General features: G+C 44.4%; 22 protein-coding genes. 20 read left to right on the plus strand and 2 right to left on the minus strand.

Annotated elements, in window-relative coordinates; translation table 11 throughout:
- Positions 1-56 precede the first annotated feature (56 nt).
- The 6 genes from ACAW68_02395 to ACAW68_02420 all read left to right on the plus strand — a co-directional run bounded on the left by ACAW68_02395 (position 57) and on the right by ACAW68_02420 (position 5,829).
- Positions 57-941 (plus strand): hypothetical protein, encoded by an 885-nt coding sequence (locus ACAW68_02395; protein XGA16436.1) that lies wholly within the window; start codon positions 57-59, stop codon positions 939-941.
- Between the two features lie 138 nt (positions 942-1,079).
- A complete protein-coding gene (locus ACAW68_02400; protein XGA16437.1) occupies positions 1,080-2,198 on the plus strand; it encodes an ABC transporter ATP-binding protein in 1,119 nt (372 codons plus the stop codon).
- A complete protein-coding gene (locus ACAW68_02405) occupies positions 2,188-3,003 on the plus strand; it encodes an ABC transporter permease (GenBank protein ID XGA16438.1) in 816 nt (271 codons plus the stop codon). Before ACAW68_02400 ends, ACAW68_02405 begins: the two co-directional genes overlap by 11 nt.
- 49 nt (positions 3,004-3,052) lie before the next feature.
- On the plus strand, positions 3,053-3,826 hold the full coding sequence (locus ACAW68_02410) for an ABC transporter permease (protein XGA16990.1): 774 nt from the start codon (positions 3,053-3,055) through the stop codon (positions 3,824-3,826).
- Positions 3,826-4,911, plus strand: a complete 1,086-nt coding sequence (locus ACAW68_02415; protein ID XGA16439.1) for an ABC transporter substrate-binding protein — start codon at positions 3,826-3,828, stop codon at positions 4,909-4,911. The genes ACAW68_02410 and ACAW68_02415 overlap by 1 nt, the downstream gene beginning before the upstream one ends.
- 132 nt (positions 4,912-5,043) lie before the next feature.
- Positions 5,044-5,829, plus strand: a complete 786-nt coding sequence (locus ACAW68_02420; GenBank protein ID XGA16440.1) for a peptidylprolyl isomerase — start codon at positions 5,044-5,046, stop codon at positions 5,827-5,829.
- Between the two features lie 44 nt (positions 5,830-5,873).
- Here ACAW68_02420 and ACAW68_02425 read toward each other — a convergent pair whose 3' ends face one another.
- Together ACAW68_02425 and ACAW68_02430 are read right to left on the minus strand one after the other, a co-directional pair.
- The gene (locus ACAW68_02425; GenBank protein XGA16441.1) at positions 5,874-6,239 is read right to left on the minus strand and encodes a hypothetical protein; all 366 of its coding nucleotides are present in this window, start codon (positions 6,237-6,239) and stop codon (positions 5,874-5,876) included.
- Between the two features lie 183 nt (positions 6,240-6,422).
- Positions 6,423-6,872: a universal stress protein gene (locus tag ACAW68_02430; GenBank protein XGA16442.1), complete on the minus strand. Its 450-nt coding sequence runs from the start codon at positions 6,870-6,872 to the stop codon at positions 6,423-6,425.
- Between the two features lie 563 nt (positions 6,873-7,435).
- Here ACAW68_02430 and ACAW68_02435 point away from each other — a divergent pair.
- The 14 genes from ACAW68_02435 (at position 7,436) to eno (ending at position 23,226) form a co-directional block, all read left to right on the plus strand.
- Positions 7,436-7,603, plus strand: coding sequence for a type II toxin-antitoxin system RelB/DinJ family antitoxin (locus ACAW68_02435; protein XGA16443.1), 168 nt, complete (start codon positions 7,436-7,438; stop codon positions 7,601-7,603).
- 105 nt (positions 7,604-7,708) lie between these two features.
- Entirely contained in the window at positions 7,709-8,104 is a 396-nt protein-coding gene (locus ACAW68_02440) for a phage holin family protein (protein ID XGA16444.1), read from the plus strand.
- Positions 8,105-8,108: 4 nt separating this feature from the next.
- On the plus strand, positions 8,109-9,041 hold the full coding sequence (hprK, locus tag ACAW68_02445; GenBank protein XGA16445.1) for an HPr(Ser) kinase/phosphatase: 933 nt from the start codon (positions 8,109-8,111) through the stop codon (positions 9,039-9,041).
- 131 nt (positions 9,042-9,172) lie between these two features.
- Complete coding sequence (locus ACAW68_02450) at positions 9,173-10,192, plus strand: NAD(P)H-dependent glycerol-3-phosphate dehydrogenase (protein ID XGA16446.1); 1,020 nt, start codon at positions 9,173-9,175, stop codon at positions 10,190-10,192.
- Between the two features lie 6 nt (positions 10,193-10,198).
- Complete coding sequence (gene galU / locus ACAW68_02455; GenBank protein ID XGA16447.1) at positions 10,199-11,074, plus strand: UTP--glucose-1-phosphate uridylyltransferase GalU; 876 nt, start codon at positions 10,199-10,201, stop codon at positions 11,072-11,074.
- A 466-nt stretch (positions 11,075-11,540) separates the two neighbouring features.
- Entirely contained in the window at positions 11,541-15,794 is a 4,254-nt protein-coding gene (locus tag ACAW68_02460; protein XGA16448.1) for a hypothetical protein, read from the plus strand.
- 131 nt (positions 15,795-15,925) lie between these two features.
- A complete protein-coding gene (trxB, locus tag ACAW68_02465; GenBank protein XGA16449.1) occupies positions 15,926-16,876 on the plus strand; it encodes a thioredoxin-disulfide reductase in 951 nt (316 codons plus the stop codon).
- A gap of 136 nt (positions 16,877-17,012) precedes the next feature.
- Positions 17,013-17,990, plus strand: coding sequence for a beta-ketoacyl-ACP synthase III (locus ACAW68_02470; protein XGA16450.1), 978 nt, complete (start codon positions 17,013-17,015; stop codon positions 17,988-17,990).
- Between the two features lie 132 nt (positions 17,991-18,122).
- Positions 18,123-18,305 carry a hypothetical protein gene (locus ACAW68_02475; GenBank protein XGA16451.1) on the plus strand — a complete coding sequence of 61 codons (183 nt, stop codon included), beginning with the start codon at positions 18,123-18,125 and terminating at the stop codon, positions 18,303-18,305.
- A gap of 193 nt (positions 18,306-18,498) precedes the next feature.
- Positions 18,499-18,765: a phosphocarrier protein HPr gene (locus tag ACAW68_02480; protein XGA16452.1), complete on the plus strand. Its 267-nt coding sequence runs from the start codon at positions 18,499-18,501 to the stop codon at positions 18,763-18,765.
- 52 nt (positions 18,766-18,817) lie between these two features.
- Positions 18,818-20,545 (plus strand): phosphoenolpyruvate--protein phosphotransferase, encoded by a 1,728-nt coding sequence (gene ptsP, locus ACAW68_02485; GenBank protein XGA16453.1) that lies wholly within the window; start codon positions 18,818-18,820, stop codon positions 20,543-20,545.
- A gap of 67 nt (positions 20,546-20,612) precedes the next feature.
- Complete coding sequence (gene tpiA / locus ACAW68_02490) at positions 20,613-21,401, plus strand: triose-phosphate isomerase (GenBank protein ID XGA16454.1); 789 nt, start codon at positions 20,613-20,615, stop codon at positions 21,399-21,401.
- 84 nt (positions 21,402-21,485) lie between these two features.
- Positions 21,486-21,683 carry a hypothetical protein gene (locus ACAW68_02495; protein XGA16455.1) on the plus strand — a complete coding sequence of 66 codons (198 nt, stop codon included), beginning with the start codon at positions 21,486-21,488 and terminating at the stop codon, positions 21,681-21,683.
- Between the two features lie 187 nt (positions 21,684-21,870).
- Positions 21,871-23,226, plus strand: coding sequence for a phosphopyruvate hydratase (eno, locus tag ACAW68_02500; protein XGA16456.1), 1,356 nt, complete (start codon positions 21,871-21,873; stop codon positions 23,224-23,226).
- The last annotated feature ends 127 nt before the right edge of the window (positions 23,227-23,353 follow it).

The following is a 23,353-nucleotide window of genomic DNA, read 5'->3' on the forward strand; positions in this document are numbered from 1 at the left end:
CTTTTTTGTTTTGTGCTGTTAAACTATGACCATAAGAATGATGGGGGGCTTAGTCTATGAATAAGAAGATTGTAGCTGGTGGTGTTATCGTTGTTGCTGCTGTGGCTGGTGGGATTGGCTATGGCGTGACACGCACGGCGAAAGCGCAGTTTGCATCACATATGATGAGTATGTTTAAGTCGGATGACAACGTTTATAACTTCAAGTTAGATTCGGCAGATAAATCTGATATGCGTGTTTCTGGTAAGGTGTTACAAGATGCCAAGAAGACCAGTAATATCGCTCTCACAGCTGATGTGACGACGGATGGTCAGACAGCTACGTACGATTTGAAGAAGAATGCCAAGCATACCTATGTGTCAGCCGGTTTCTTGGGTGATGTTATGAAGATGGATGGGGCCACTGACATACCAGAGTTGGCAAAGGTACTTAAGAACACTTGGCTAGAAACGGATAACAAATCATATAGTAAGGTTGATCCTGAAGACGTCAAAAAGGATGCCCAGACGATGACCAAGTGGTTCACGGACTTGGATGGCAAAAAATTCAAGAAGGTGGATGATGGGTATCAGGTGACTTTGAACAAAGCTGACTATAAGAGCTTTGTGGGAGCGCTAAAGAAAACGGAAACTGCTAAGATGATGAAAGTTAAAGCGGCTACTTGGAAAGACATCACGGCATCAATTGATGACATGGAAAAGCCTAAATTGACGATTACTATGGCTGATAAGGGACATCAAGTCAAAGTAGCATCAGAAGCGGTGGTTGAAGGTAAAAAGGCCGCGTTCAACACGCAACTAACCACAACCCGCAAGGATGATCAAACCGTTAAGATGCCAACCTCTGAAGAAATTAAGAATCAGAAGGAATTCACCAATATTATTACGGCGGTGATTATGCAATATGCTTTCCAACAGATGGGTTCTGACAGCGATTATTAGACTAGTAAGCACCAGCATCTCGCTGGTGCTTTTTACTTCATGGCGTTTACAGAACGGTTAAGTGGAATGGAAAAGTGATACAAAGTTCCTTATTTTTGGTAAAATTAAGCCTATGTAAAGAAAGGTGGTACTCAGTAATTGGCACAACCCATTATTGAATTTAAGCATGTGGCTAAGCAATACGACGACACAGTCGTATTGAAGTCTGTCGATTTAGAAATCGAAGCAGGGAAGTTTTACACCTTGTTGGGCCCTTCAGGATCAGGTAAGACAACGATTTTGCGTTTGATTGCCGGCTTCTTGGAGGCCTCATCAGGTGACATCCTGTTTGAAGGGGAACGTATTAACGATGTTCCAGCTGAAAAGCGCCGTGTAAATACGGTTTTCCAGAACTACGCATTGTTCCCAAATATGAACGTATTTGAGAACGTCGCCTTTGGAATGTCTATTAAAGGAAAGCCAAAGAATGAAATTAAGGCGAAGGTCGCTGAAATGCTTGAAATGGTCAAGTTGGGTGGCTACGAGGACCGTGAAATTTCAGAGCTTTCTGGTGGTCAACAACAACGTGTTGCGATTGCGCGCGCGTTGGCTAACGACCCAGAAGTCTTGTTGCTAGACGAACCATTGTCAGCGTTGGACTACAAGTTGCGTAAGGATATGCAATACGAATTGCGTGAAATCCAAAAGCGTTTGGGCATTACGTTTATCTTCGTTACCCACGACCAAGAAGAAGCGTTGGCGATGTCTGACTGGATTTTCGTTACGAATGAGGGAGAAATCGTTCAAAATGGAACGCCAGTTGATATCTACGATGAACCAATCAACCACTTCGTTGCGGACTTTATTGGTGAATCAAACATCGTGCCGGGTGTGATGCGTGAAGACTACTTGGTTTCATTTGCCGGTAAGGAATTTGAAAACGTCGACGGTGGTATGCGTCCTAACGAACAAGTTGAAGTTGTTTTGCGTCCGGAAGATTTGGACTTGGTGTCTGAAGAAGAAGGTAAGCTGGTCGTAACGATTGATGACCAATCATTCCGTGGTGACTACTACGAAATTACGGCGTACGATGATGACCAAAACGAATGGCAAATTCAAGCGACAAACCCAGCTGTTATTGGTGAGCGTCGTGGTTTGTACTTCGACCCAGAAGATATTCACATTATGCGTTTGAACGAATCTGAAGAAGACTTCGATGCACGTTTGGAGCAATACGAGGACGCTGAAGAGGAAGAAGGGGCTGCAAATGAAGAATAAGGGAACAATCAGCTACACGGTTCCATACTACTTGTGGCTCGTTCTCTTTGTCATTGCGCCAGTTGTCCTATTGGTTATCCAATCATTTGGAAACATTTATGGACACTTCACGTTCGACAATTATGCGACCTACTTTAGTTCAGGGACGTATCTTCGTATGACGTTCAACTCGGTATTCTTTGCCTTCGTTGTGACGGCAATTACCTTGTTGATTTCATACCCAATGGCCTACATTATGAGCCGTTTGAAGAACGCACAATTGTGGCTGTTGCTTGTTATTTTGCCTACATGGGTCAACCTATTGCTTAAGGCATATGCATTTATTGGGCTATTTTCTAAGACAGGGACAGTTAATAACTTCCTCAGCTTTATCGGTATCGGCCCTCACCAAATCATGTTTACAGATGCATCATTTATGATTGTTGCGGCGTACATTGAAATTCCATTCATGATTATGCCAATTTTCAACTCATTGGTTGAATTGGATCGCAGCTTGATTAATGCAGCTCGTGATTTGGGGGCAACACCATGGCAAACGTTGACGAAGGTCATTATTCCAATGTCAATGGGTGGTGTGAAGGCTGGTATTCAAGCCGTCTTCATCCCAACGCTATCACTATTCATGATTACCCGTTTGATTGGTGGAAACCGCGTCATTACGCTGGGTACTGCCATTGAAGAGCACTTCTTGGTGACGCAAAACTGGGGAATGGGTTCAACAATTGGTGTGATTTTGATTATTGCCATGGCTGCAACGATGTTCTTTACGCGTGATCGTAAGAAGAAGGGAGGCCGTCGTGGATAATAAGCCAAAAAAGTGGTCATACATTTACTTGGTGTTTGTTTTCATCTTGATGTATGCGCCAATCTTCTATTTGATTTTCTACTCATTCAACAAGGGTGATTACATGAGTGGCTTTGAAGGCTTCTCATTGCGTCACTACGGCGACATGTTCGCTGATACTCGCTTGATGGAAATTTTGGTTAACACGTTCATTGTGGCATTGCTTTCTTCTGTGATTGCAACGCTAATTGGAACGTTTGGTGCCTTGGGTGTTTACAACACGAAGAATCGTGGGACGAAGAACTTGTTGCTATCATTGAATAACGTATTGATGGTTTCACCAGACGTTATCATTGGTGCTAGTTTCTTGATTTTCTTCACGATGATTGGCATGAGCCTTGGCTTTGGGTCAGTTGTGTTGTCACACATCGCATTCTCAATTCCGATTGTTGTGTTGATGGTCTTGCCACGTTTGAATGAAATGAACCCAGCGTTGATCGACGCTGCTCGCGACTTGGGCGCGTCTAACTATCAAGTGTTGTCACGTGTTGTTTTGCCTTATGCTTGGCCTGGTATTTTGGCTGGGTTCTTCATGGCTATCACGTACTCACTTGATGATTTCGCGGTAACATTCTTCGTGACTGGAAACGGATTCTCAACGTTGTCAGTTGAAATTTACTCACGTGCACGTCAAGGAATTGACTTGTCAATTAACGCCTTGTCAGCCTTGATGTTCTTGTTGTCTTTGCTTTTGGTCACAATCTACTACTTCATTTCAAACTACAGTATGAAGTCAAGTAAGAAGAAGCGTGGCGGTGCAGCGGGAATGGTGGTACATCAATAATGAAGAGATTAGCATGGTTAACCGGGATTATTCTGGCCGCAGTCGCTTTGTTATTTGGTATCAATCTAGCATTGCAAAAGTCGGCCGAGTCTGGCTTGAAGTCAGGCGCTAATAAGACCCTAACGATTTATAACTGGGGAGATTACATCGACCCAACGTTGATTAAGAAGTTCCAAAACGAAACTGGTTACAAAGTGGACTATGAGACATTTGACTCAAACGAAGCGATGTTTACGAAGATTCAACAAGGTGGAACACACTATGATTTGGCGGTTCCGTCAGATTACATGATCCAGAAGATGAAGAAGGCCAATATGTTGGTCAAGCTTGATCACAGCAAGTTGACTGGTTTAAACAACTACGATGACCGTTTTATGGATCAACCGTTTGATTGTGGTAACGAGTACTCAGTGCCTTATTTCTGGGGAACATTGGGAATTGTTTACAACGACAAGTACGTTAAGCCAGGGGAAATTAAGACCTGGAATGACCTATGGAACCCACGTTTTAAGAATTCAATCATGTTGATTGATTCTTCTCGTGACATCATGGGGATGACGTTGGCCTCAAGTGGTAATTCAGTTAACACAAAGAGCATTCCAGAATTGGCTGCGGCTAAGGGAAAGCTTGAAACATTGATGCCAAACGTTAAGGCGATTGTTGCCGACGAAATCAAGATGTACATGGCCCAAGATGAGGCTGCCTTGGCAGTTGATTACTCAGGTGATGCTGCCGAAATGATTTCTGAAAACTGTCATCTGCACTATGTGGTGCCATCTGACGGTGGTAACATGTGGTTCGATAATATCGTTATGCCTAAGACGGTGAAGAATAAGAAAGCAGCGTATGCATTCATTAACTTCATGAGCAAGCCAGAAAATGCAGCGAAGAATGCTGAATATGTTGGTTATGCAACGCCTAATAAGAAGGCGAAGGCTTTGTTGCCAAAGTCAATTCGTAACGATAAGCAATGGTATCCAGATGCCAAGACATTGTCGCATTTGGAAGTTTACCAAGACCTCGGCCCATACTGGGTTGGTCAATACAACGATTACTTCTTGGAATTCAAGATGACAAACCGTTAAGCAATGAAGGCCGGTGCAGCAATGTGCCGGCCTTTTTGCACGCAATCACAAAATATTTACAGTTATTCTAAGGAAAGACACGTATAATGAAAGGGTTAAGTTGATTTTTAAATCAGGGGAGAAGTATTACTAATGAAAAAGTTTCGACCAGAAGTGTTGATTGCTGCCATTGCGGTGGTAGTCGTCGCGGGTGCGATGGTATTTGCAGCGATGTCTGCTAAGTCTGGGGATGCACAAACAAGCTCTTCATCAAGTGCTAGTTCATCATCAACGTTGTCTAAGGCAAAGTTGGATAAGTTGACGTTGCCACAATTGTCAGATACGGTTGCTAAGAACGAAAGTGAAGTTGTGATGCATACATCAATGGGTGACATCACGATTAAGTTGTTCAACAAGTATGCACCGTTGGCTGTTGAGAACTTCGTGACGCACGCCAAGGATGGTTACTACAACAACACGACATTCCACCGTGTCATTAAGGATTTCATGATCCAAGGTGGTGATCCTAAGGGTGATGGTACTGGTGGTGAGTCAATTTGGAATGGTAAGGATTCTAAGATTGATAGTGGTAATGGTTTCAAGAACGAAATTAGCCCATCTTTGTACAACATCCGTGGGGCGCTTGCAATGGCGAATGCCGGTGCTGATACTAACGGGTCACAATTCTTTATCAACCAAAATTCAGATGATGTGACCAGCAAGATTAGTGCTAAGCGTTACCCAGAAAAGATTTATGAAGCTTACAAGAAGGGTGGAAACCCAACTTTGGACGGCTCATACACAGTCTTTGGTCAAGTTATTTCAGGTATGGACGTTGTCGATAAGATTGCGTCAGTTTCTACCGATGACAGTGATAAGCCAACTGAGACGGTGACGGTAACGTCAGTCGAAGTGGTTAAGGATGCTTCAAGCAAGTAAAACAAAAAAGAAAAGCACACGCTCGAATGAGCGTGTGCTTTTTGTTAGTGCGCAGTTTCTTCTTCCTCTTGCACTTCATGCGCTTGCGCAGTGTTGTTAACAAGCAATTGGAAGTAGTTATCAAATCCAGGCTTGTCATAACTTTGCATCAAAGCAATGAAGTCAACAGTAGACCATTCACTGACAACAATGGCACCATCATTGTATTGCAAACTGCGCGCAATTGATGATGTGTTCTCAACTAGATAGAAGGTCTCATTTGTGTCTAGGTACAACAACTGCAACTTGATGTTACGGTTGGCACCTAGAGCGGCCTTCGCAGCTAGGAATGGGTCTGAAACGAAACGTTGACTAACGTTCTCGTGACGAAACTTGTGAATCGTCTCCAACGTGTTACCAATAATCTTCATAGCGAGTTCCTCGACTTTATCGAATAATAAATTAGAATGATAAAAAATACCGTTTTCTAATAACATTTTAATAAAACGTTGATAAGCATTATAATACCACCATATATCGAATACGACTAGATGGTTTTGTGTATTAAAAATGAAAGCCACCAACCTGCGAGTTTGGTTGGTGGCAATATCGAATTATTGAATGATCAAAACGTCAGTCTTAGCGTTTTGAACAACGAATGAGGCAACTGAACCAACCAACAAACGCTCCAAAGTGTTCAAGCCAGACTTTCCAAGCATGATCAATTCGTTGCCGTGATCAGCAGGGAAGTCGCGGGCGATAACCGTCTTAGGTGAACCGAAACGAACGTGGATGTTAACATCCTTGGCACCTTCGTTTTGAGCAAGTTCTTGGTACTTAGCCAACTTTTCTTCGGCGTCTTGAACCAATTGGTAGACAACGTCACCAGAAATTGACATACCAGCCAAACCTGACAATGAGTTTGTGTCGATAACGTACAACAAGTCCAATGAAGTCTCGTTACGTACGGCAACGGCAGCGGCTTTTTCAACCAACTTCTCTGAAATCTTTGATCCGTCGACTGGGGCCAAAATGTTCTTGTAGTTAATGCTTTCTGCAGCCATGGCGATTTACCATCCTTTTTTAATCGATTTAGACAACATTTGTATGTGTCCCTTTGATATAAATTATTATATACCCAATGATACAAGAATGTAAGCGGTTTCTGTTAGACGATTAATCGAGAAAATAATGAGCGTCTAACCGTAGTTTATGACGTTTTTGTTTTTAATGTTACTAAATTATGTCAGCGGTGAAAAAACAGGTTCTTAACTTGCTTCCCAAATGATAGCCATGTATAATAACTGTTATGCGATGAGTCGAGAAGATCACGTTAGATCTTTGATAAACGGCCCTCATTAACAGCCGCATTGCTGGAGGGTGAGATAGGGAGTTGTGGAACTCGCTTCTCTGCACATGACTAACTTCGAGTTCGCTCGTTGGTGTACGTTGACTGATGGGTAACCATCACGTGAGCTAGAGCACGTCAATTCTAGCATTGCCAAGCGGAAAACGTCGGTCTTCGGACCGGCGTTTTTTGCATACATAAGACATATAATTACGACTTAACCATATAATGTACTATAATAAGTATGTTGTTAATATTCGATAAAAGGGGATATCGATTATGGAAAAGTTAATACAAATTCGAGTTGAAGAAGAAATCCGTAACGGTGCCGATGAAGTCTTTCGTCAAGAAGGGCTAACAACGCAACAAGCGGTCAAAATGTTTTTGACGCAGGTTGCCAATAATGGCGAGTCACCATTTCATGATTTATTTAGGCCAAAAGCGTAATACGATGAACGTCCCAGCAAAAAAGCGTGGGACGTTTATTTTTTCTTCATACCGCGAGTACAATAGGTTTGCTATAATAAAACAGAAGAAACTAGGGGGATGAATATGCAAACAATCACATTTCGACGTTTCTCTTTTTTTCAGCGACTGCTGATTAACACCATTATGTTGTTAGCCCTCGCTGGTTTATTTAAGCAAGGGCTCTATATCAGTAACTTGTTCACAGCAGTTTTGGCGGCACTTATTTTGGGTGTCCTAAATGCTTTGGTGAAGCCAGTGCTCCAAATTTTGGCATTGCCTTTTACGGTGCTAACGTTTGGTATTTTTGGCCTTATTGTTAACGGCATCGTTTTGTGGATGGCGTCAGCAATTGTGGGGGATGGCTTCCGCTTTGCAAGTTTTGGTTGGGCAGTCTTTATCGCGATCATCATGTCACTGGTGAACTTGATCATTTCAAGCTACTTCAGTCGACGAGATAGCGACATCAATAAGGAAGATTAACGATATGGCAAAGAAAATTACAGTCAAGGATTTGCTTGATAACACGCACTTGAATTTAGTTGCCGGTGAAGAATATCTAAATCGTGAAATCACGACAGCGGATATTTCTCGTCCTGGTTTGGAAATGACGGGATACTTTAATTACTATGCACCTGAACGTGTGCAGTTGATGGGAATCACGGAAACGTCATTTGCACACCGCATGAATCACGACGAATTGTTGATGGTTGCACGTAAGATGATGCAACCGAACACACCAGCGTTTGTCGTTTCAACTGGACGTCAATTGCCACAAGAGTTTATGCAAGCAGCCTTTGAAGCACAAATTCCAGTGTTGGCGACGGAATTGACATCATCACGTATTTTGTCAAACATGACCTTCTTCTTAAGTGGCGGTTTGGCAGAACGTCAATCAGTCCACGGTGTCTTGGTCGACATCTTTGGATTGGGTGTTTTGATTACGGGTGATTCTGGGGTTGGTAAGTCAGAAACGGCGCTTGAACTTGTGCAACGTGGTCACCGTTTGATTGCGGATGACCGTGTTGATGTTTATGCACAAGATGAAGAACGTTTGGTCGGTGAGCCACCTGCTATTTTGCGTAACTTGATGGAGTTGCGTGGTGTGGGAATTATCGACGTGATGAACTTGTATGGTGCTGGTGCCGTGCGTTCACACGCAACGATTGCCTTTAACCTGCACTTGGCCAAGTGGACAGATGATCAAAAGGTTGACCGTTTGGGTAATGGCGAGGAAGCTATCCAAATTCAAGGTGTTGATTTGCCACGCTTTGTTTTGCCAGTTCAAACTGGACGAAACTTGGCTGTTTTGATTGAAACGGCAGCTAAGAATTTCCGTGCCAAGAAGATGGGATTTGACGCAACTGAAACATTTAACGATAATTTGAACAAGTTAATTGCTGAAAATTCAGAGAATTAATGATTTCATTAAGGAAAAGCCCCAACTGATGGGCTTTTTCACTTTTGTGCGTTTTCAAAATTTGTGAATATGGTATTATAGAGTATGTTAGTTTTTGGCTTAAGACCAAATCTAACGCAAGGAGGAACATTGTGAGCAATGAAGTAATTGCAGTGCTAGGTGCTGGATCTTGGGGAACCGCCTTAGCAAATGTTGCTGCTGAGAATGGACATGATGTTCGTCTTTGGACATATAAGCCCGCTCAAGTAGCAGAAATCAATGAACAACACCGAAACAGTCAGTACCTCGGCGACAACCCTTTACATGAAGGTGTCGTTGCAACGGCCGATATGACCGAAGCGGTACGCGATGCGACAATCGTCTTGAGTGTGGTGCCTACTAAGGCGACACGCGAGGTTGCACATCAATTGTCAGAAGTGTTGTCAGCTTTGGACCAACAAGTTGTGTTGGTCGCTGCAACGAAAGGCTTGGAGCCGGGTACTTACAAGCGTGCATCAGAGATGCTTGCTGAAGAAGTAGCTGACTCACAGCGCTTGGGCTTGGGAATTATCTCAGGACCATCTCACGCGGAAGGGGTTATCAAGCATGACCCAACGCTAGTAACGGCTGTAAGCGAGAATTTGGCAACTGCTGAGCGCGTGCAAGCTGCCTTTACGAACAGCGTATTCCGTGTGTACACAAACACAGATTTGATTGGTGCTGAATTTGGTGCCGCATTAAAGAACGTTATTGCAATCGGTGCGGGGGCACTTGAGAGCTTGGGCTTTGATGCAAACGCTAAGGCAGGATTGTTTACACGCGGTTTGGCTGAAATCAGTCGCCTCGGGCAAGCATTTGGTGCAAACCCACTAACGTTCATGGGCTTGTCTGGTGTTGGTGACTTGTTTGTCACGGCAACTTCAGTACACTCACGTAATTACCGTGCTGGTGTACAACTTGGAGAAGGCAAGAAGCTTGATGACATCGTCGAAAACATGGGAATGGTCATCGAAGGAATTTCAACAACCAAGGTCGCTCATGAACTTGCGCTTAAGAAGCATGTTGAAATGCCAATTACATCTACAATTTATCGTGTCTTGTACGAAGGTCAAGATATCAAGGAGGCCATCAACGAATTGATGGGTCGTCCAGTTTCACAAGAAGGGAAGTAACACACTATGAAGCCAGTACGTAAGGCTATTATCCCAGCAGCAGGTTTGGGAACTCGTTTTTTGCCAGCAACTAAGGCCTTGGCCAAGGAAATGTTGCCAATCGTTGATAAGCCAACGATTCAATTTATCATCGAAGAAGCTTTGGCATCAGGTATCGAAGATATCGTTATCGTTGATGGAAAGTCAAAGCGTTCAATCGAAGATCACTTCGATTCAAACCCAGAGTTGGAAAACAACTTGAAGGAAAAGGGTAAGGACGAATTGTTGAAGTTGGTTGAAGAGACGACTGACATTAACTTGTACTTCATCCGTCAATCACACCCACGTGGATTGGGAGACGCCGTTTTGACTGCAAAGTCATTTATCGGTGACGAGCCATTCGTTGTTATGTTGGGTGATGACTTGATGGCTGATGAGACGCCTTTGACTAAGCAATTGATCGACCGTTACAACACGACGGGAGAGTCAACGCTTGCTGTTATGAAGGTTCCTCACGAGCAAGTTTCTGAATACGGTGTGATTGCACCTGAAAAGGAAGTTGAAGACGGTTTGCACCAAGTTAACTCATTCGTTGAGAAGCCAAAGCCAGAAGATGCACCTTCAGACTTGGCAATCATCGGACGTTACTTGTTGACGCCAGAAATCTTCGAAGAGTTGGAGAACACGGCACCTGGTAAGGGTAACGAAATCCAATTGACGGACGCCATCGATTCATTGAACAAGCGTCAACACGTTTACGCCCACGAATTCAAGGGTAAGCGTTACGACATCGGTTCAAAGATTGGTTTCTTGACGACTAACATTGAATACGGTTTGAACCACCCACAAACTGGTGAAGCCTTGAAGCAATACATCAAGGATTTGGCAGCTACGTTGGATTAATCTGATTGAAAAGAGGGTAGCCACACGCAGAGGCTACTCTCTTTTTGTCGGAGTAGGTTTGGAGAGAGGATTTTTTGAAGTTGGTTACTTTGAAGAGTGATTTTAAGATTATTGGGTTATCTTTGTTATTTTTAGCCCTACTGGTTATTGAGTATTGTTTATCAACGGTTTTCGTTTACAAAATGGGCTTTGTACCGTTCTTACCGTTGATTCTTCACATCGCTTGCTTCTTTGTGATTGGTGAATTGTTGGCAACAGTTTACTCATTTGTTAAGCATATGGCGAACGCATGAGAAGGTTGAAAATTTAGGTTGTTATTTGAGAGGCAGATCCATTGCAGGTGGGTCTGCCTTTTTTTGCTATCCGCCAGTTCCTTATTCCGAGAAAAAGGTCAAAACGTGTACTATAATACAGCTATAGTCCGAAAACTCGGGCGACCAATCTTACTTCCTGGGGGAACGAAGAGATGAAAGATTATGAACTATATCAAGCACGTGATAAGAAATCTAGCCAAAAGTGGCTAACCCAAGGGGCGGCAATCCTATCAACTGTATTGGCAGCTTCTTCACCTGTGCTACCAATTATCCAAATGGCTGGTAGTGTGTTTGCAGATGATACGACACAATCAACAACGAATTTAGCCTTAACGAAGGCATTACAAGATGAAAACTCGTTGGCCAGCAAGTATGCCTTGGTTGCAACGGGTAGCCAAAGTGCTGCGACAACTGGTACGACGGATGCAACGCGTCGCGATTTAGCAGCAGCTGAATTTATGTTTAGCACTAATCCTGCGGTAACAGGCATTAGCTTGGTGAACAATCAATTGGCAGTAACGGTTGCCGCAGGCACACCCGTTGCAACTGTGTTGGCGGTTTTGAATTACATCGAAGCATCTGGCTATAAGGCGATTGTGACGGCTTCACCAGTTGCTACGACATTTACAAATAATACGACGCAAAATGGTAATCCCGTCCGTCAATCAGTGCCACTAACGACACCGATTACAGAACTCGACCTACCAGCAGGTTTGATTGAAGCATTATTGGGTTCAACGACTGCCAGTGGTCAGACGTTGGCTGAACAATTGCACATCACGTCGGAAGCTGATTATAGCAACGTGACGCTAGCATCATTGCGGAGCATTACCGAGTTGAATTTGTCAGATAATGCTGCTTTTAAGCAGTGGATGGGTCAAAATATTAGTGGTGCAACCTACAATCCAGGGCAAAAGAATGGGGCTGAGTTGCGTAACTTCCAGAACCTATTCGGCATCATGACTGGTATTACGACGTTGAATATGTCTGGGCTAATGGCTGGTGCTTCTGATATGTCAGTCATTACGGCGTTTATGCAGGCGATTAATTTACCAAAGTTGACCAAGCTAACGACGCTGGATTTGTCAAATAACGCTGGTGCAATTGATGTTAATTCGTTGAATATTAGCTCATCATCACTGACGACGCTGAACTTGGCTAATAATAATATTTCTGGACTGGGATCCGGTTCACTTTCAAACTTGCCAAACCTGTTGAATTTGAATTTGGCGGACAACCACATTAACTACCTAACATCGGGTGTCCAGAGTGTGTTCTACCAACTAGATTCATTGAATTTGGATAACAATCCGTTGAATGATGATGGCATGAAGTGGTTGCAGAAAATCATGACGGATAACCCTGATTTTGTGTTGACGATGAATGGTGGTAGTGCCTCATATCAAGGTGATAATGGTCAAGCGGTTGCGATTACTGGTCAAAACGGTGCTGATTATGCGACACAAGAAGCCCAGTCATTGCAGGATGAATATACGAGTTTGCAGAGTGGCGTGATGAACGAACTTGCGTCATTGGCCGATAAAGCTGCTGAGTTAGCTAAGTCAGATGATCCTGCTGATCAGCAACTTGCACAACAATATGCGACAGATATGATTGCCTTGCAGCAGGTATGGCAAATGTTGCCTAATATGACGAATCTGACTGACCAGGCAGCTAACTTCTCGACCATTTTCCATGCTAAGTCAGCGATGGATTTGGTGCGCGATAAGTTGAAGACGGCTTTGGATACAGTGACGACAGACAATAAGGAAGCCCAAGAAAATGACGCCACATCAAGCGAAGCGCAACAGCCAGGCAGTGAGGCTGCAAACGATGCAGAAATGAGTGCAGCTACTGAAAAGGGTGCCTCAATTGCTCGTGATTTAAGTTCGCTTAACTCAAATCTGGACTTAAGCTCATATGAGTCGGCTCTTTCAAGTATCATCGCTGTTGCATCAAGTGCGGCAACGGCAGCCGCTTCAATCGCGAATGCGGATCCACAAGCCGATTATCAAGCAGATACGGCGGCGACCGCTTCGGCGTTGGCTGACCGTGGTGCATCGAGTGCTGCGAGTTACTTGTCGAATGCCAAGAGTAATATGGCGTTGGCATCATCTGCATTGTCAGCAGGCGAATCGTATGCGACAGCTGGTAATGCGTCATCAGCAAATGATTTGTTTAATTCAGCAGAAAGCTTGTACAACTCAGCTGCTAATGCAATTAAGTCAGCGAGCGCAACACAATCAACAGCTGACGAACAATTACGAAATGCATCAAGTGCTGCGTCATTGGGGTCACAAATGGTGGATGATGCCAATACGGTTTCATTTGTAAATAGCATTGCCACGGTTGCACAAAGCTCTGCAGCAGCCGCTTCGAGTCTAGTGTCATCGGCTAAGTCAGTGCTGAACGATATGAGCAGTTTGAGCAGTGACTACCTTGGCTCATTGGATGCAGCAACAGCATCTTCATTGGCAAGCATTGAGTCACGTGCAAGCAAAGCAATCTCGGTTGCACAAAGTTATACTGATCAAGCGTCATCAGCGGCTGATGCGACAAAGAGCTTAGCAGCTGTCACATCAAATGCTGGTATGAGTTATATCGATAACGTTTTCGGTAACGGAAACATATTGAACACATCAAGCATTGCCTCGGTTGCACGTAGTCAAATGACCTCAGCGGCTAACGGGGCCAACTCTGATGCTATCAGTACGGATAGTTACTACAAGCAAGCTTCTTCAGCACTTATTGTGGCTAGTTCACAAGCAAGTTTGGCTAACTCGATGAAGAGTAGCATCATCAATTCGATTTTGGCAGCGCAGTCAAGTTCAGCCGCTACATCGAATTCGGAAAACGCAAGTGATGGTAACAGCCTAGTGACGCCACCAACTGACAGTTCTAGTGCAGTGGTAGATGCACCAGTTAGTGATAGTTCAGCGACGAGTGAGTCGAGTGCGACATCAGCATCAGACACACAAAGCGAGAACGAATCATCAGCGGTAGCGTCAGATAGTGTTGCTACGAGTGGAGAATCATCAGTGGCGAGTGACGCAACTGAGAGTTCAGCTAGTTCTGCACCGAGCGACTCGAGCGCTTCATCAGAGTCACAAGATGACACCAATTCATCAGCGGTAGCGTCAGATAGTGCTGCTACGAGTGAAGGTTCATCAGTCGCCAGCGAATCAAACGTCGTATCAGAATCGTCAGCGAGTGACGTAACAAGCTCAGCAACCGATGATTCAAGCGCAAGTGATGACAGCAATTCATCAGCAGTAGCGTCAGATAGTGCTGCTACGAGTGAAGAAACATCAGTAGCAGATGATTCAAATGCGAGCTCAGAGTCACAAGATGAAACTAGCTCATCAGCAACTGTCTCGGACAGCACTGCAGCAAGTGAATCATCTGAAGTAGCGAATAGTTCAGTTGCTAGTGATTCAAATGTTGTTTCGGAATCCTCAGCGAGTGACGCAACAAGCGAGGCATCATCTGCAGTTAGTGATTCTGCCGAAAGTTCAGTTAGTTCAGCAACGAGTGATTCGGTGGCAACGTCAGATTCTCAAGGAGAGGCAAATTCATCAGCAACTGCATCAGACAGTGCGGCTACGAGTGAGTCTTCTGAAGTGGCAAATAGTTCGGTTGCAAGTGATTCCAACGTGACGCCAGAAACGCCAACAAGTGGATCTGATAGTAGTGCATCAAGCGAAGAATCGTCAGCGCCAAGTGATGTATCGGAAAGTTCAGCAAGTTCAGTAACGAGTGACTCAAATGCAACATCAGAGTCACAAGGTGAGGCAAATACTTCAGCAACTACCTCTGATAGTGACGTCACAGGTGAAGTTTCACCAGTGGCCAGTGATTCGAATACGATTTCTGAATCACCAGCTGAAAATGGTTCGTCAACGAATACGTCGGACAACGCAACCACGGCGAACGCCGGCGCTAATGGTGGTACAGTTGCTGCGGTAGCAAACCCTACTGCAACGCCTAACACGAACACATCAAACGCGCCAACCAGTGGTGCGGTGGCAGCCTTCAATGCTGGGCAAGCAGTTGGTACGTCCGTCACGACGTCAGCTGCAACGACTACGTCTGCTTCAGCAACTGGCACTACAGCAACCCCCGCTAGCGATGGTACAGCAGGAGCACGAGTACGTGATACGGTTGTTAACGATGATCAAATTACATCGGCAGCGCAACGACAAATTGCGGACACGAACGATACAACGTGGTACTCACGTTTGATTGCATCTATTGTTGGTGTTGTAATGGGCTTCTTCTTGCTATTCAGTCGTCGTCGTAAGGATCGCGAAGATGAAAGCCAAGTCACGGATGAGGACAGCAAATTGTTTAGTGATGTTGAACAATTGAAGTCTCAATGGCGTGATGAAAACAAGGATAATAAGTAATTAACTTAAGTGGCCTAGACGAATTTCGTTTAGGCCATTTTTTGTACCCTTTAATTTGGGACGAAAACCAGTTAGAATAGAACCACGAATTAAATTAAAAAATAATGAAAGTTCGACGAGGGGGAGCAATCATGGCACAACAGTATGACACAATTATTTTAGGCGCTGGACCTGGCGGTATGACGGCCGCAACGTACGCTTCACGTGCTAACATGTCAGTATTGATGATTGACCGCGGTATCTATGGTGGTCAAATGAACAACACGGCGGAAATCGAAAACTACCCAGGGTTCCCTTCAATTTTGGGACCTGAGTTGGCTGAGAAGATGTACGCATCATCAACGCAATTTGGGGCTGAGTATGCCTTTGGTACAGTGCTTCACGTCGAAGCACAAGCAGATGGTAGCTGGCGCGTTGTAACAGATATGGACGAATACAGTGCTAACACGGTGATTGTTGCCACTGGTGCCGCCTACAAGAAGCTTGATGTGCCAGGTGAAGAAGCCTTCGCTGGCCGTGGTGTTTCTTACTGTGCGGTGTGTGATGGGGCATTCTTCCGTGGCCAACACGTGATTGTTGTCGGTGGTGGTGATTCAGCCGTCGAAGAAGCAACATACTTGGCCGGTTTGGCTGATCACGTAACGATTGTTCACCGTCGCGATAAGTTGCGTGCCCAACAAATTTTGCAAGACCGCGCTTTCGCGAATGAAAAGATTTCATTTGTTTGGAACTCTGAAGTCGAAGAAATCTTGGGTGATGACAAGAAGGTCACTGGCGTCCGCGTTCGCAATAATCAAACCGACGAAACGTCAGAGATTGACGCAGCTGGAGTGTTCATCTATGTTGGCTTGTTGCCAGTATCTGACCCAGTGCAAGATTTGGGGATTACGGATGCTAATGGTTGGATTATGACGAATGACCGCATGGAAACGTCACAACCAGGAATCTTTGCCATTGGGGATGTTCGTGAAAAGGAACTTCGCCAAATTACAACGGCGGTCGGGGATGCAGCGGTTGCTGGTCAAAACGCCTTTTCATACAACGAAAACTTTAAGATGCGTGCATCTGAAGTAACTGAATAATTAGCTATCAAACAAGAGTCAGTCGTCTATGCGGTTGACTCTTTATTAGTCTTTCCTAATTTATTACCAAAATGTCAGAAGATAGCGTAAAATATACAAGAGCGTTTTTGCTGATACGAAAGAAAGGGGTCCACACATGACGCAAGGAACTAAGATTATTGCCTCATCTCACTACGTTCCAAGTGATATCATCACGAACGATGACTTGGCGGCAATCATGGATACGAACGACGAGTGGATTCAAGCACACACGGGTATCAAGGAACGACGCATCTCATTGCAAGGTGAGAATACGTCTGATTTGGCCACGCAAGCAGCTCGCATGGCGTTGGCACAAACCGACTTGAACCCTGAAGATATTGAATTGATTATTGTGACGACGTTTACGCCAGATGGTCTTGCACCATCAACGGCAGCGTTGGTGCAACGTAATTTGAAAGCCGAAGGGGCTTGGGCATACGACATTTCAACTGCGTGCTCAGGATTTGTCTTTGGTATGAGTACAGCCGACAAGTTTATTCGTTCAGGAGTTTATAAGAATGCTTTGGTGATTTCAGCCGAAGTTAACTCTAAGATGATGGACTTCACGGATCGTACATCAACCGTATTCTTTGGTGACGGAGCGGCCGCAATGGTCCTTGTTGCGACTGAAGAAGACGAAGGCATTGTGAAGGGCGAAGAGATGCACACGATTGGTGATGCAGAAGTCGTTCACTCAGGACGCATTCAACCGTTGTCACGTATTGCAGCGGACAACTATCCAAAGACAGACGCCTTCCACCAAGAAGGACGCCAAGTATTTGAAGAAGTTGTGCGTTTGATTCCTGATCACATTACTAACTTCTTGGCTGATCGTGATTTGACACCAAATGATGTTGATTACTTCATTACCCACCAAGCAAACTTGCGTATTATCGAGGCGATTGCTGAGGCAATTGATCAACCAATGGACAAGTTTGCAACGAATATTACAAAGTACGGTAACACGTCTTCAGCTGGTATTGGGATTGGTTTGGATGAATTGAATAAGGCAACTGATTTGACTGGAAAGCGCGTTTTGTTGACGGGCTTCGGTGCCGGATTTACATACGGAAGTCTGTTGCTTGAATTCTAGTTTGCATATAAATGTTATGGAACATGTGCGTTGTTGCAACACACATGTTCTTTTTTTATTTGAAAAATGTCACCGTTTGCATGAAAGTTTGTTAAAATAGTAACAGTTGATTTAGAACAGGAGGGGACAAACATGAACTATGAAGAATTACTCGAGCAGTTACGTACGGGTGAACTTGACCAGTTCGTTCTTGAAGCAAAGGATTTTAAAGAGTTCTACGAAGTTTGGCGCAATTACCCTTATCAGAATGCTATTCGTGGCATCGCAGACCGTGGTGGTGTCGTAACCTATACGGCTAAAAATACTGCTGAGTAGAACCATCGCCGGTTTTTAGAGTTCACGAATTCTTCACGAAAGGCTTATGAAAAAGGTAATGTAAGCGCTTGCTTATATTTGTTATACCTGCTAGAATTAACTACATAAGGTTAGTTGAAAGATGTTTTGAAAGCGTTTTTAACTCAGCTATTCCGTATTAAAGAAATTATTTAATCTAGAGGAGATTATCACCATGGAATCACGCGAATTTCACATTGTAGCAGAAACTGGTATCCACGCACGTCCAGCAACTTTGTTGGTACAAGCAGCTTCAAAGTTTTCATCAAACGTAACTTTGTCATACCAAGGCAAGGACGTTAACTTGAAGTCAATCATGGGTGTTATGTCATTGGGTGTTGGTCAAAACGCCGACGTTAAGATTTCAGCTGAAGGTGATGACGAAGCTGAAGCATTGGCTGCAATCGCAGACACGATGTCAGCTGAAGGTTTGACTGACTAATTTTAGTTAACAATTAATATTTTGAACATTTACTTTGAGGGATAAGACGGCGATGGCAAAAGAAATTAAGGGAATTGCGGCATCAAACGGTGTTGCAATTGCAAAAGCATACAAGCTCGTTGATCCTGATTTGTCTTTTGATACTCGTACAGTAGACGATGTTCAAGCTGAGAAGGACCGCGTAGCAGCGGCCTTTTTAGCATCTAAGACAGATTTGGAGCAAATTCGAGACAAAGCAGCGACTTCAATGGGGAAAGAAGAAGCTGAAGTGTTTACGGCACACATCATGGTTTTGGAAGATCCAGAACTTTTGGGTGGTATCACTGGCAAGATTGACAGTGACAGCGTAAACGCGGAAGCCGCCTTGAAGGAAACGACGGACATGTACATTGGTATGTTTGAGGCAATGGCTGATGACAACCCATACATGGCAGAGCGTGCAGCGGATATTCGTGACGTGACGAAGCGTGTCTTGAGTCACTTGTTGGGTAAGGAATTGCCAAACCCAGCATTGATCAAGGAAGAAGTTGTGATTGTTGCGAAGGACATGACGCCTTCAGATACAGCACAATTGGATCGTCAATACGTTAAGGGATTCATCACCAACGTTGGTGGACGCACAGCGCACGCAGCTATCATGGCTCGTACGTTGGAAATCCCAGCTATCGTAGGTTCAAAGGTTGCCACTGAAGAAATTCAAGATGGCGACATGGTTATCTTGGATGGTCTTGACGGTGTTGCAATCGTTGATCCATCTGAAGACCAAATCACAACATACCGTGCCAAGGGTGACAAGTACGCCGCTCAAAAGGCAGAATGGGCAACGTTGAAGAACGAAAAGTCTGTTTCAGCTGATGGTAAGGAGTTCTTGGTTGGTGCCAACATTGGTACACCTAAGGACTTGGAAGGTGTTGTTGATAACGGTTCAGAAGGGATTGGTTTGTACCGTACGGAATTCTTGTACATGGATTCAAAGGAATTGCCTACTGAAGACGAGCAATTTGAAGCCTACAAGAAGGTTCTTGAGGGTATGAATGGTAAACCAGTTACGGTTCGTACGATGGACATTGGTGGTGACAAGTACTTGCCTTACTTGCCACTTCCTGAAGAGGAAAACCCATTCTTGGGTTACCGTGCTATCCGTATCTCATTGGATCGTGATGACATCTTCCGTACACAATTGCGTGCCTTGTTGCGTGCATCAGTTTACGGTGATTTGTGGATTATGTTCCCAATGGTGGCAACGTTGCCAGAATTCCGTGCAGCCCGCGATATCTTCAACGAAGAGAAGGCTAAGTTGCAAGAAGCTGGTGTAGCAGTAGCTGATGATATTAAGTTGGGAATCATGATTGAAGTGCCAGCTGCAGCCGTATTGGCTGACAAGTTTGCACAAGAAGTTGACTTCTTCTCAATCGGAACGAACGACTTGATTGGCTACTCAATGGCCGCTGACCGTGGAAACGATAAGATTTCATACTTGTACCAACCATACAACCCATCAATTTTGCGTTTGATCAAGAACGTGATTGATTCAGCACACAAGTACGGCAAGTTTGCTGCGATGTGTGGTGAAATGGCGGGTGACCCAATTGCCGTACCAGTTTTGGTCGGTATGGGATTGGATGAATTCTCAATGTCTGCAACGTCAGTTTTGCAAACGCGCTCATTGATGAAGCGTTTGGATACGACGAAGATGGCTGAATTGGCTGACAAGGCCTTGGATGCTGAGACAAACGAAGAAGTTATCAAGTTGGTTCAAGAAGCTGTTCCAGCTGAGTAACGAATAATAAAGGCGTGCGACCGCTCGGTGGCACGCCTTTTGTAATTAAAAGTTTTTGGGGGAAGCTATGAGCAGACGACCAATTGTAGTTGGAAACTGGAAAATGAATAAATTACCCAGCGAAGCAGCTGCGTATATTAAGGAAGTAGGCCCAATGCTAGTGCAGTACGAGGGGGTCGACACTGTGCTTGCTGGGCAAGACGTCCTGTTGGATGCAATGGTTTACGCAGCACGAAGCACGCCAATCTGTATTGGTGCTGAAAACGTGTACTGGGAAGATCGTGGTGCCTATACAGGCGAAACTAGCCCAGCGGCATTGGCTGATTTGGGTATCAAAATGGTCATCATCGGCCACTCTGAACGACGTAACTATTTCCGAGAAACTGATGAAATGGTTAACTTGAAAACGTTGGCGGCTTTGCGAAATGGCTTGATGCCAATTATTGCGATTGATGAAGCAGTGCAACTAGAATCAAGTAACGACCATGCCCACTGGATTGTTAATCAAGTCGTTGAGTCATTAAAAGGTGTGACAGAAGCCGACATGGCGAATGTTATGTTGGCATATGAACCAACAGCTGCAATTGGTTCAGGTCAGGCGATGAGTCCAGAAATCGCACAAAAGAGTTTGTGGATTATTCGTCAAACTGTTGCGGACATGTTTAATCAAGCCGTGGCAGATAACCTACGTATTTTGTACGGTGGGTCTGTGAAGCCGACGAATGTATATGATATCTTGTCACAACCGGATATTGATGGTGTTTTGGTTGGGGATGCAGCTTTAGATGCGTCAACGTTTATTGAGCTAGTTAGTCTTGCACAACAAGCTAAAAGAACATTGCGAAAAGACGCATAAAAGCATCGTAGTTTTGTCGAAGTTGCCCGATATACTATCAGAGTAGAGTTGATAATAGTATATGTAATAGGGGGATATCGACACATGTTTAAGTTCATGGAAAAGATTTTGTCTGATGGTAGCTTTGTAAAGGTCTACCTAACGTCAGGGGAGTCATTCATTTTGAATGAAATTAACGGGGAAGCAGAAGGCATGATTTTGGGATCACACAATGCTGGTGGTCGCAAGGTCCGTTATGCGGTGAACGAATCAGAAATCGCAGCTGTTCGTGAACACTGGTAAAATCTAAAAGCACGTCTCATGTGGGGCGTGCTTTTTGTTGTTCCGGCAAGATAGCGTTTCACAGACGGTTCAAACAAAACGCAAGAAAGCCGATTAAATGCAACATAACGTGTGAATTATGTTACAATATATGACAAGGGATATTCCCAGATAACTATACTTTTAAAACAAGTAAGGAGAAGACAACATGTCTGCAATTACTGATATTTACGCACGCGAAGTCTTGGACTCACGTGGTAACCCAACTGTTGAAGTTGAAGTTTACACTGAATTGGGTGGTTTCGGTCGCGGAATCGTTCCTTCAGGAGCTTCTACTGGTGTTAACGAAGCCGTTGAATTGCGTGACGGTGACAAGGGTCGTTTCTTGGGTAAGGGAACATTGAAGGCCGTTGAAAACGTTAACAAGGTTATCAAGGACAAGTTGGTTGGTATGGATGTAACTGACCAAGTTTTGTTGGACCGTACGATGATCGAATTGGACGGAACGCCAAACAAGGGTAAGTTGGGTGCCAACGCTATCCTTGGTGTTTCAATCGCCGCTGCTCGTGCAGCTGCTGACGAGTTGGGAACGCCTTTGTACAACTACCTTGGTGGTTTCAACTCAAAGGTTTTGCCTACGCCAATGATGAACGTCGTTAACGGTGGTGCCCACGCGGACAACTCTGTTGACTTCCAAGAATTCATGATCATGCCAGTTGGTGCAAAGACTGTTGCTGAAGCTATCCGTATGGGTTCAGAAACTTTCCACGCATTGCAAGCATTGTTGAAGGAGTCAGGTCACTCAACTGCTGTTGGTGACGAAGGTGGATTTGCACCTAACTTCGCATCAAACGCAGAGCCATTCGAGTTCTTGTTGAATGCTATCGAGCGCGCTGGTTACAAGCCTGGTAAGGACATCGCAATCGCCTTTGACGTTGCCTCATCAGAATTCTACGACCACGAGAAGAAGATCTACACGTTGGCAGGTGAGCCTGATAAGAAGGAATACACGACTGACGAGTTCATCGACTACTTGGAGAACTTGGTAAACAAGTACCCTGTTGTATCAATCGAAGACCCTCTAGCAGAAGCTGAGGACTTGAACGATGAAGAGCAATGGGATAACTGGGTAAAGTTGACTGACCGTTTGGGCAAGAAGGTTCAATTGGTTGGTGACGACTTCTTCGTTACGAACACGAAGTTCTTGGCTAAGGGTATCGAAAAGGGTGCCGCTAACTCAATCTTGATCAAGGTTAACCAAATCGGTACTTTGACTGAGACGATGGAAGCTATCGAAATGGCTAAGGAAGCTGGTTACACGGCTATCGTTTCACACCGTTCAGGTGAAACTGAAGACACGACGATCGCTGACTTGGTTGTTGCTACGAACGCAGGTCAAATCAAGACTGGTTCAATGTCACGTACTGACCGTATTGCAAAGTACAACCAATTGATGCGCATCGAAGACTTGTTGACTGAAAAGGTTGCTGAATACAAGGGTATCAACAGCTTCTACAACATTGACAAGTCAGCTCGTGAAGCAATCGTTAACTACGTGCGCTAATCACTAGCATCTGTCAATTTGATAGATTAATTAAAGACGAAACCAATTCGCAAGATTTGGTTTCGTCTTTTTTTGTTTTGGAGTCCTAAATTCTGCCATTGATTTGTCAGGGTGCTATACTAACTGT

This window comes from Weissella confusa, assembly GCA_041871065.1.
In the GTDB taxonomy this organism is placed as follows: Bacteria; Bacillota; Bacilli; order Lactobacillales; family Lactobacillaceae; genus Weissella; species Weissella confusa_A.